This is a genomic window from Pantoea sp. Ap-967 (assembly GCF_011752565.1).
Taxonomy (GTDB): Bacteria; Pseudomonadota; Gammaproteobacteria; order Pseudomonadales; family Pseudomonadaceae; genus Aquipseudomonas.
This window is the reverse complement of record NZ_VWXK01000031.1, coordinates 60,250-70,113: the sequence shown is the minus strand read 5'-3', so window position 1 is coordinate 70,113 and position 9,864 is coordinate 60,250. Positions and strand designations below refer to the sequence as shown.

General features: G+C 66.0%; 7 protein-coding genes. 2 read left to right on the top strand and 5 right to left on the bottom strand.

Features of this window, described 5'->3' with window-relative positions; all coding sequences use genetic code 11:
* The first annotated feature begins 332 nt into the window (after nt 1–332).
* The gene (locus F3J45_RS24585; protein WP_167069316.1) at nt 333–2,273 is read left to right on the top strand and encodes a methyl-accepting chemotaxis protein; all 1,941 of its coding nucleotides are present in this window, start codon (nt 333–335) and stop codon (nt 2,271–2,273) included.
* Between the two features lie 58 nt (nt 2,274–2,331).
* Here F3J45_RS24585 and F3J45_RS24580 read toward each other — a convergent pair whose 3' ends face one another.
* The 5 genes from F3J45_RS24580 to F3J45_RS24560 all read right to left on the bottom strand — a co-directional run bounded on the left by F3J45_RS24580 (nt 2,332) and on the right by F3J45_RS24560 (nt 9,429).
* Complete coding sequence (locus F3J45_RS24580; RefSeq protein ID WP_167069314.1) at nt 2,332–4,137, bottom strand: ABC transporter ATP-binding protein/permease; 1,806 nt, start codon at nt 4,135–4,137, stop codon at nt 2,332–2,334.
* Nucleotides 4,138–4,326: 189 nt separating this feature from the next.
* Nucleotides 4,327–4,530 (bottom strand): formate dehydrogenase subunit delta, encoded by a 204-nt coding sequence (locus tag F3J45_RS24575; protein WP_167069312.1) that lies wholly within the window; start codon nt 4,528–4,530, stop codon nt 4,327–4,329.
* Nucleotides 4,527–7,397 (bottom strand): formate dehydrogenase subunit alpha, encoded by a 2,871-nt coding sequence (gene fdhF / locus F3J45_RS24570; RefSeq protein WP_167069310.1) that lies wholly within the window; start codon nt 7,395–7,397, stop codon nt 4,527–4,529. The genes F3J45_RS24575 and fdhF overlap by 4 nt, the downstream gene beginning before the upstream one ends.
* Nucleotides 7,394–8,953 carry an NADH-quinone oxidoreductase subunit NuoF gene (locus F3J45_RS24565; RefSeq protein ID WP_167069308.1) on the bottom strand — a complete coding sequence of 520 codons (1,560 nt, stop codon included), beginning with the start codon at nt 8,951–8,953 and terminating at the stop codon, nt 7,394–7,396. Before F3J45_RS24565 ends, fdhF begins: the two co-directional genes overlap by 4 nt.
* On the bottom strand, nt 8,947–9,429 hold the full coding sequence (locus tag F3J45_RS24560) for a formate dehydrogenase subunit gamma (protein WP_167069306.1): 483 nt from the start codon (nt 9,427–9,429) through the stop codon (nt 8,947–8,949). Before F3J45_RS24560 ends, F3J45_RS24565 begins: the two co-directional genes overlap by 7 nt.
* Between F3J45_RS24560 and F3J45_RS24555 the strand changes: the two genes are divergently transcribed.
* Nucleotides 9,409–9,843: a hypothetical protein gene (locus F3J45_RS24555; protein WP_167069304.1), complete on the top strand. Its 435-nt coding sequence runs from the start codon at nt 9,409–9,411 to the stop codon at nt 9,841–9,843. The genes F3J45_RS24560 and F3J45_RS24555 overlap by 21 nt on opposite strands.
* Nucleotides 9,844–9,864 lie beyond the last annotated feature (21 nt).

Below are 9,864 nucleotides of genomic sequence, written 5' to 3'. Positions count from 1 at the left end.
ACATGGCGGAAGCCATAGCCTCGATCGAGGAAGGCTTGGATGGCTGACCGCTTGAAAGGTGTTGGATACTTGCTCATGAAAAACCCCAGGTGATGGACGGGTGTCCAACATCTGGGGCGCAGTTCAAGGCCTGGTAGGAGCGAGCGCAGCTCGCGATGGGCTGCAACGCAGCCCCAGCGCTCGACCGTTTGGCAACTTGCGCACGTTTCAGAACATTTTTTGTACACGAACCTATCGCTAAAGTTTTATATTCCGCCCGCCGAAATAAATAGATAGCACGTAGCCATCACTCTGGCTGCGGCGGTCTTCACTCTCACGGATGGGCGTCACTGATGAAAATAAAAAACAAGCTGGTTCTTGCGTTCGTATTGGTGGCATTCATCCCGGTGAGCCTGGTTGGCGTAATCTCGGTGGTGAACATTCGCAGCGATGCGGTCGACCAATTCATCGACGGCAGCACCCGCGAAATTCGCCAAATCGACGGCAACATGCGCCAGTTCTTCGATGGCACGCTGCAGAATGTCGACCAAATGGCCGCCGACCCTGTATACACCTCGGTAGAAAGCCTGAAGGACTACACCGGCCCGGACGCCGCCAGCCAACCCCTGCCCCCAGCGGCGGCCCAGGTAATCCAGGCCTTCGCCCGCTACGGCACCACCCACCCGGCGGCGGCGATTCTGTCCATCGGCCTGGAAGACGGCAGCTACGCCAAATGGCCCGATGACCCGAAACTGGCCAGCTACGACCCGCGCACCCGCCCCTGGTACAAAGCCGCCATGGCCGAGCCGGGCAAGACCGTGCGCACCCCCGCCTACTACTACGACAAAGACGACGTCGCCCTGGTGGGCACTGCGCGGGCACTGCGCGACCCGGCCGGCAAGGCCAAGGGCGTGTTCGTGGTCAGTGTGTCGCTGAAGAACCTCACCGAACTGGTCAAGAGCATCAAGCTGGGCAACAGCGGCTACGTGATGCTGATCGAGGACGGCACCGTGCTGGTCGACCCGCGCGACGCCAGCCACAGCTTCAAGCCCCTCAAGGACCTGGGCGCCCCTTACGCGCACCTGGCCGCCACCGCGCAAGGCCCCACCGAAGTGGTGATCGGCGGCGTGCGCTACATGGCCAACGTATGGACCTCGCCCGGCCTGGGCTGGCGCTTCATCGGCCTGATCGAGTATGACGAAGTGATGGCCACCGCCACCCGCATGACCTACCTCACCGCCGGTATCGTGGTGCTGCTGGCGATCTTCTTCGCCCTGGTGGCAGCGGGCTTCTCGCGGGTGATCGTCAAGCCCATTGGCCAGGTCAGCAGCGGCCTGCAGTCGATCGCCGAGGGTGAAGGCGACCTGCGCCACGACCTCAAGGTCCACGGCAAGGACGAAACCGCCGAGCTGGCCGGCTGGTTCAACAAGTTCCTCGCCGCGATTCGCCAGTTGATCCAGCGTATCGGCGCAGCCTCCGGCAACCTGCAGGACGCCTCGCGCAGCAACAGCGAACTGGCCGGCAACATGAACGAAGCCGCCGGGCGCCAACGCGAGGCGGTGGAGCTGGTGTCCACCGCGTTCAACGAGATGGTGGCCACCGCCAACGAAGTGGCGCGTTCCTGCAGCAGCGCCGCCGACGCCGCCGAACATGGCCACCGCCGGGTGGCCGAAGGCAAGCAGCAGATCGAGGTGACCACCGAGAACGTCAACCGCCTGGGCAGCCGCCTGGTGGAATCGTCCCAGGCCATGGTCGAGCTGGAGGAAGGCAGCCGCAACATCAACCAGATCCTTGGCACCATCCGCGCCATCGCCGAGCAAACCAACCTGCTGGCCCTGAACGCCGCCATCGAGGCCGCCCGTGCCGGTGACCAGGGCCGCGGCTTTGCCGTGGTCGCCGACGAGGTGCGGGCGCTGGCCAAGCGTACCGCCGACTCCACGGGCGAGATCGACCAACTGCTCAACACCCTGGGCGGCAAGACCCAGGAGGTGTCGCAGAAGATGGAAAGCTGCCTGGACCTGTCACGGGCCAGCGTGTCGTCGATTGAAAACGCCCGCGACAGTTTCGAAGGTATTCAGCTGTCGGTGAACGAAATCCGCGACCAGAACCTGCAGATTTCGGCGGCGGCGGAGGAACAGCACAGCGTGGCTGAAGAGATCAACCGGCATATCCAACAGATCTACGACGAGGCGCGGCTGGTGGAAAGCCTGGCCGGGTCGGCCCAGGAAGATTCCGGGCGGCTGGCGCGGTTGTCGGATGAGCTTGATGGGTTAGTGGGGCGGTTCAAGTCCTGATTGATCGGGTGATTGGGGGCCGCTTTGCGGCCCTTCGCGGGGCAAGCCCTGCTAATGCTCAAGCCAACACCTGCTGCTCCAGCAGCGCCCAGCCGCCCTGCCCGTCGACTTCCAGCCGATGGGTATGGAAATCACCCAGGGTACTGCGATGCCCCACGCTCACCAGCAGGGTATCGGCCATCTCCCGGCGCAACAGCGCATACATCGCATGCTCCAGCCCCTCATCCATCGCCGAGGTGGACTCATCGAGAAACACCACCTGCGGCCGGTTGAACAGCACCCGGGCAAACGCCAGGCGCTGCTGCTCGCCCACCGACAGGATACTGGCCCAATCGCCGCTCACCGCCAGCCGCTCGGCCAGGTGCGCCAGGTTGACCTGGCGCAGCACCTGCTGCATCCGCGCCTCGTCCTCAGGCTTGCCATCGGCCGGGTAGGCAATGGCCGTGCGCAGGTCGCCCAGGGGCAGGTAAGGCCGCTGGGAAAGGAACAGCGCGTGGGTGCCCAAGGGCCGCTGCACCTCACCTTCGGCATAGGGCCACAGGCCGGCCAAGGCCCGCAGCAAGGTGGTTTTGCCGCTGCCTGATGGCCCTTTGATCAACAGCGCCTGGCCACCGTGCAGGCGCAGGTCGAGGTTGGCGATCAGCGCGTGGCCATCCGGGCGCAGCACCTGCAGGCCGCTGATGTCCAGGGCATGGGCCTGCTGCCGGGTGGCCACCTGGGGCAGGCTGCTGGCCTGGGCGTTGGCATCGAGGAAACCGGTCAAACGGTCGAGGGTGGCACGGTACTGGGCGAAGGTGTCGTAGGACTCACGGAAGAACGACAGCGAATCCTGCACCTGGCCAAACGCCTGGGAGGTCTGCATCACATCGCCCAGCTTGATCGCCCCGCTGAAAAAGCGCGGCGCCTGCAGGATGAACGGGAACACCACCGCCACCTGGCTGACGCCCAGGTTGAAGCCGCTGAACTTCAGGTTCCGGAACACCAGCGCCCAGACGTTGACGATCAGCGCGCCGAAGCGCCCGAGCAAGGTGCCGCGCTCCACCTGGGCCCCCTGGTAGAACGCGATGTTCTCGGCGTTCTCGCGCAAGCGCATCAAGGCGTAACGGAAGTTCGCCGTGAGCTTTTCGTTGAGGAAGTTCAAGCGGATCAGCGGCTGGCCGAGGCGGAAGGCAATCCACGTGGCAATCAGCACGTACACGTACACCGCGAACACCATGGCCCGGGGAATTTCGTACCCCGCTACCGCCAACGCCGCCGACAGGCCCCAGAGGATGCCGGTGAAGGCCACCAGCGACACCACCGCGCTTACTGCACCCAGGGCCAGCGACACCGAGTTGCTGACGAACGCACTCACGTCCAGCTCGATACGCTGGTCCGGGTTGTCGACCGGTTCCGCCAGGAAGCGCCCGCGGTAATAGGCATCGCCTTGCATCCAGTCGTGGGTCAGGCGCTCGGTCAGCCACACCCGCCAGCGAATGCTGAACGCCTGGGTGACATAGAAGGTAAGCAGCGCGCGCAATACATGAATGGTGGCCAGCACCGCGAACACACCGAGCAGGTACCAGAAGGTCGTCTGATCAAGGGCCTGCAGGGCACTGTAGAAGCCGTTGTACCAGAACGAGAAGAGCACGTTCATACGTACCGAGAACAGCGTCAGCACCAGCAACAGGCCGAACATCAGCAACGGCCGCCAACTGCGGCGCCAAGTGAAGTACGGCCCGGCCACCTGCCAGAACTGCCGGCCCCAGCGCGTGTAGCGCACAGCCAGCAAGGCAGCGGCGGTGAAACCGATGAGCGTGATGAACGAGGCGATTGCAAGCCAGCTCAGGCTCTCTTGCAAGGCCTGGTGCCAGTTCATGTCCATAGGAAATATCCGTAACGAGTGTTTCCGCGAGCGTAGCATCGCGGTGGGGATCGTCCTGCATACATGACGGACATTTCATTTTTCCTGTACCGGCCCTTTCGCGGGGCAAGCCCGCTCCTACAGGCCCGAGGGCTGCGCAACCCGTGTAGGAGCGGGCTTGCCCCGCGAAAGGGCCGGGACAGGCCAGCGCTAGGCCAAGGCCTCCACCACCTTGGCATCCAGCCCTTCCTGACCATGGTCGGCAATCCACTCGCCCAACTGCCGGCGCATGGCCGGCGTCCAGAAGTTGGTCAAATGGTGCCGCACCCCCTGCACCGCCAGCGCCCGGTCTGGCTCGCTGTCGAAGTAGTGGGCGATCTGGTTGGCCATCTTAACCAGGTTGTCGCTGCTCATCGGCGCACCTCGGCTTTCTCCGTTTTACGGCGTTCCTTGAGCAGGCGCCGTTGCTGGTCACTGAAGTCCTGGTAGCGTTTCTGCCACTCCGAGGGGTGGAACACCTTCACCACCTCCACCGCCGTCACCTTGTATTCCGGGCAGTTGGTGGCCCAGTCGGAGTTGTCGGTGGTAATCACGTTGGCGCCGGATTCGGGGAAGTGGAACGTGGTGTACACCACCCCCGGCGCCACCCGTGGGCTGACCTTGGCCCGCAACACGGTCTGCCCGGCACGGCTGCCAATGCCCACCCAGTCGCCTTCGCCAATGCCCCGGCTTTCGGCGTCGCTGGGGTGGATTTCCAGGCGGTCGGCGTCGTGCCAGGCGGTGTTGCCGGTGCGCCGGGTTTGCGCGCCGACGTTGTACTGGCTGAGGATGCGCCCGGTGGTCAGCAGTAGCGGGTAGCGGCTGTTGACCTTCTCGTCGGTGGGCACATAGCCGGTGAGCATGAAGCGCCCCTTGCCGCGCACGAACTGCTCGATGTGCATGGTCGGCGTGCCGTCGGGGGCGGCGTCGTTGCACGGCCACTGCAAGCTGCCGTGGCGGTCGATTTCGGCATAGCTCACCCGCCGGAAGCTCGGTGTCAGGCGGGCGATTTCGTCCATGATCTCGCTGGGGTGGTGGTAGTTCATCGGGTAACCCAGGGCGTTGGCCAGGGCAACGGTGGCTTCCCAGTCGGCCTTGCCGGCCAGCGGTTCCATCACCTTGCGCACCCGCGAGATGCGCCGCTCGGCGTTGGTGAACGTGCCGTCCTTTTCCAGGAACGAGCTGCCCGGCAGGAACACATGGGCGAACTTGGCCGTTTCGTTGAGGAAGATGTCCTGCACCACCACGCACTCCATGGCGCGCAAGGCGGCGGTCACGTGCTGGGTGTTAGGGTCGCTCTGGGCGATGTCCTCGCCCTGGCAGTACAACGCCTTGAAACTGCCGTCCAGCGCCGCCTCGAACATGTTGGGAATGCGCAGGCCCGGGTCTGGCTGCAGGGTCACGCCCCAGGCCTGCTCGAACTCGGCGCGCACGCCTTCGTTAGAGATGTGCCGGTAACCGGGCAACTCGTGGGGGAACGAGCCCATGTCGCACGAGCCCTGCACGTTGTTCTGCCCACGCAGGGGGTTCACCCCTACCCCTTCACGGCCGATGTTGCCGGTGGCCATGGCCAGGTTGGCAATGCCCATCACCGCCGTGCTGCCCTGGCTGTGCTCGGTCACGCCCAGGCCGTAGTAAATGGCCGCGTTGCCGCCGGTGGCGTACAGCCTTGCCGCCGCGCGGATTTGCTCGGCGGGCACGCCACACACCGGGCCCAGTACTTCGGGGGCGTTTTCCGCCAGGCTGACGAAATCGCGCCAGCGGGCGAAGGCCTCGGTTTCACAGCGGGCGTCGATAAAGGGCTGGGCCAGCAGGCCTTCGCTGACGATCACATGGGCCAGGGCGTTGAGCATGGCCACGTTGGTGCCGGGGCGCAGTTGCAGGTGCAGCTCGGCGCGGGCGTGGGGCGAGTCGACCAGGTCGATGCGCCGTGGGTCGATGACAATCAGCCGGGCGCCCTGGCGCAGGCGGCGCTTGAGCTGCGAGCCGAACACCGGGTGGGCATCGGTTGGGTTGGCGCCGATCACCAGCACCACGTCGGCCTGCATCACCGAATCGAAGCTTTGGGTGCCGGCCGACTCGCCCAGCGTCTGCTTCAGGCCATAGCCCGTGGGCGAATGGCACACCCGCGCGCAGGTGTCGACGTTGTTGTTGCCGAACGCCGTGCGCACCAGCTTTTGCACCAGGTAGGCTTCTTCATTGGTGCAGCGGCTGGAGGTGATACCGCCGATGGCGTCGCGCCCATAGGTGAGCTGGATACGCCGGAACTCACTGGCGGCATACGCCACCGCCTCGTCCCAGCTGACCTCCTGCCACGGGTCTTGCAGGCGCTTGCGGATCATCGGCTTGGTGATGCGGTCGGGGTGGGTGGCATAGCCCCAGGCGAAACGCCCCTTGACGCAGGCATGGCCGTGGTTGGCGCCGCCGTTCTTGTCCGGCACCATGCGCACCAGCTGGTCGCCCTTCATTTCGGCGCGGAACGAGCAACCGACGCCGCAGTAGGCACAGGTGGTGATGACGGCGCGCTCGGGCTGGCCGAGCTGCACCAGGTTTTTCTCGGTCAGGGTCGCGGTCGGGCAGGCCTGCACGCAAGCGCCGCACGACACGCATTCGGAGGCCAGGAAATTGTCGCCGCCGGCCGCCGCCACCCGCGAATCGAAGCCGCGCCCGGTGATGGTCAGGGCGAACGTACCCTGGATGTCTTCGCAGGCACGCACGCAGCGGCTGCAGACGATGCACTTGCTGGGCTCGTAGTCGAAGTACGGGTTGGAGGTGTCTTTCTGGTCGGCCAGGTGGTTGGCGCCGTCATAACCGTAGCGCACTTCGCGCAGGCCGACCTGGCCGGCCACGGTTTGCAACTCGCAGTTGCCATTGGCCGAGCAGGTCAGGCAGTCCAGCGGGTGGTCGGAGATGTACAGCTCCATCACGTTGCGGCGCAGGCCAGCCAGGCGCGGGGTTTGCGTGCGCACCACCATACCCTCGGTGACCGGCGTGGTGCACGCGGCCGGGTAGCCGCGCATACCGTCGATCTCGACCATGCACAGCCGGCACGAGCCGAAGGCTTCCAGGCTGTCGGTGGCGCAGAGTTTGGGGATGCTGGTGCCCAGCAGCGCAGCGGCGCGCATCACCGACGTACCGGCGGGCACGCTGATGGCGCGGCCGTCGATGTTGAGGCTGACCTGCACGTCGCTTTCACGGGCGGGTGTGCCCAGGTCAGTTTCCGGATCGAAGTAATTGATCACTGTGCGGCCTCCGTGGTGGTCAGCCCGAAATCGGCGGGGAAGTACTTGAGGGCGCTGGCCACCGGGTAGGCGGTCATGCCGCCCATGGCGCACAGCGAGCCGTATTGCATCGTGTCGCACAGGTCGCGCAGCAGCAGGGCCTGGTCGTGGCGTTCGCTGAAGTCGCGGGTTGCGATCAGCCGGTCAACCACCTCCATGCCGCGGGTCGAGCCGATTCGGCACGGGGTGCATTTGCCGCAGGACTCTTCGGCGCAGAACTGCAGGGCGAAACGCGCCATGCTGGCCATGTTCAAGGTGTCGTCGGCCACCACCACACCGCCGTGGCCGAGCATCGCGCCCATGGCGGCGAAGGCCTCGTAGTCCAGTGGCGTGTCGAAGTGGCTGGGCGGCACCCACGCACCCAGCGGGCCGCCCACCTGCGCGGCCTTGAGCGGGCGACCACTGGCGGTGCCACCGCCATACACCTCCACCAACTCGCGCAGGGTGAGGCCAAATGCCCGCTCGACCAAACCGCCATGGCGGATATTGCCGGCCAACTGGAACGCCATGGTGCCCAGCGAGCGGCCCATGCCGAAGTCGCGGTAGAACGCAGCGCCACGGGCCAGGATGGTCGGCACCGAGGCCAGGGTAAGCACGTTGTGCACCAACGTCGGCCGGCCGAACAAGCCTTGCAGTGCCGGGATCGGCGGCTTGGCGCGAACCAGGCCGCGCTTGCCTTCGATGGATTCGAGCAGCGCGGTTTCCTCACCGCAGATATAGGCCCCCGCGCCCACCCGCAGCTCCAGGTCGAAGGCCTGGCCGCTGCCGGCCGCATCGCGGCCCAGGTAGCCGGCGCCACGGGCGATGGCGCAGGCCTGGCCGAGCACGCGGATGGCGTCGGGGTATTCCGAGCGCACATAGAGGTAGCCCTTGTCGGCGCCCACGGCGAGCCCGGCGATAATCATGCCTTCAATCAGCAGGAAGGGGTCGCCCTCCATCAGCATGCGGTCGGCAAAGGTGCCGGAATCGCCTTCGTCGGCGTTGCACACCACGTATTTCTGCCCGGCCACGGCATCGCGCACGGTGCGCCACTTGATGCCCGCCGGAAACGCAGCGCCGCCGCGCCCGCGCAGGCCGGAATCGAGCACGGCGGCCACCACTTCGGCGCCGCCCTGCGCCACCGCGTTTTCCAGGCCCTGGAAACCGCCGTGGGCACGGTAATCGTCCAGCGACAGCGGCCGGGTGATACCGGCGCGGGCGAACAACAGGCGCTGTTGGGTCTTCAGGTACGGGATTTGCTCCACCGCGCCCAGCGCCAGCGAGTGGCCACCGGGTTCGCCGGCCAGGGCGTCGAGCAGTGAGGGCACGTCTTGCGCGGTGACCGGGCCAAAGCCCTGGCGGCCCTGGGCGCTTTCGCACTCCACCAGCGGTTCCAGCCAATAGAGGCCGCGCGAGCTGGTGCGCTGGATGTCGACGGGCAGCTGACGGCGCTCGGCCTCCTGCTGCAGGGCAGTGGCCACCTGGTCCGCCCCCACTGCGCGGGCCACTGAGTCGGCGGGGATGAACAAGGTCAGCATGGCTGATCCTCCAGGCAACCGTTCACCAGCGCCCGCAGGCGCTCGGGGGTGAGGCGCGCGTGCACCTGGCCGTCCAGTTGCAGGGCCGGCGAGCAGGCGCAGGCGCCCAGGCAATACACCGGGCGCAGGCTGATGGCGCCGTCGGCACTGGTGCCGTGGTCGTCCAGCGCCAGCTGTTCACGCAGTTGCGCGGCCAACGCCTCGCTGCCGCGGCTCTGGCACGACTCGGCGCGGCACAGGCGCAGGGTGTGGCGCGCCGGGGGCGTGGTGCGAAAGTCATGGTAGAAACTGATGACCCCACGCACCTCGGCAAGGCTGAGGTTCAGGGCATGGGCAATTTCGTCGACGGCCGCCTCGGGGATGAAGCCAAGGGCATCCTGCAGGGCGTGCAGGATCGGCAACAGGGCACCGGGGGTGGCTTTCTCGCGGGCGAGGATGCTCTGGATAACGGGCAGGTGCAGCAGTTCATCGGGCATACAGCGGACCTCGGCATCACGGTCCCTGCCCTGATTATTGTGCTGGCAGGTAACCGGCGTGTTCTGCTGTGGCGCACCGGCCACGTCACGGCTGGCGTGGGCGCGGCGGCCTCCGTGCCGATGGCCGTGCATCTGCGCGCACTGGGCTCATGGGCATCCTCTAAGCATGGCACTTGTGCCGGCAAAAGAAAGGGCGCGAGCGACCGCCTTATTCTGAAACCGACCAGTGCCATCAAGCACGCCGCAACACCCTGTGAACAAAATCATAACTATCTGCATTATGTAGGAGCGAGCGCAGCTCGCGATGGGCTGCAACGCAGCCCCGGCTTTATAAGCTGCGAAGCTGAAGCCCTGGGGCCGCTGCGCGCCCCATCGCGAGCTGCGCTCGCTCCTACCGAGGCGGGACAGGCCTGAAGATGGGTGCATTGTCAGCAG

What these genes read in the sequence shown, in the direction of transcription:
- F3J45_RS24560 (WP_167069306.1), bottom strand. Translation starts at nt 9,429, where the DNA reads ATGCCCGATGAACTGCTGCACCTGCCCGTTATCCAGAGCATCCTCGCC.
- F3J45_RS24575 (WP_167069312.1), bottom strand. Translation starts at nt 4,530, where the DNA reads ATGAGCAGCGACAACCTGGTTAAGATGGCCAACCAGATCGCCCACTAC.
- F3J45_RS24565 (WP_167069308.1), bottom strand. Translation starts at nt 8,953, where the DNA reads ATGCTGACCTTGTTCATCCCCGCCGACTCAGTGGCCCGCGCAGTGGGG.
- F3J45_RS24585 (WP_167069316.1), top strand. Translation starts at nt 333, where the DNA reads ATGAAAATAAAAAACAAGCTGGTTCTTGCGTTCGTATTGGTGGCATTC.
- F3J45_RS24580 (WP_167069314.1), bottom strand. Translation starts at nt 4,137, where the DNA reads ATGGACATGAACTGGCACCAGGCCTTGCAAGAGAGCCTGAGCTGGCTT.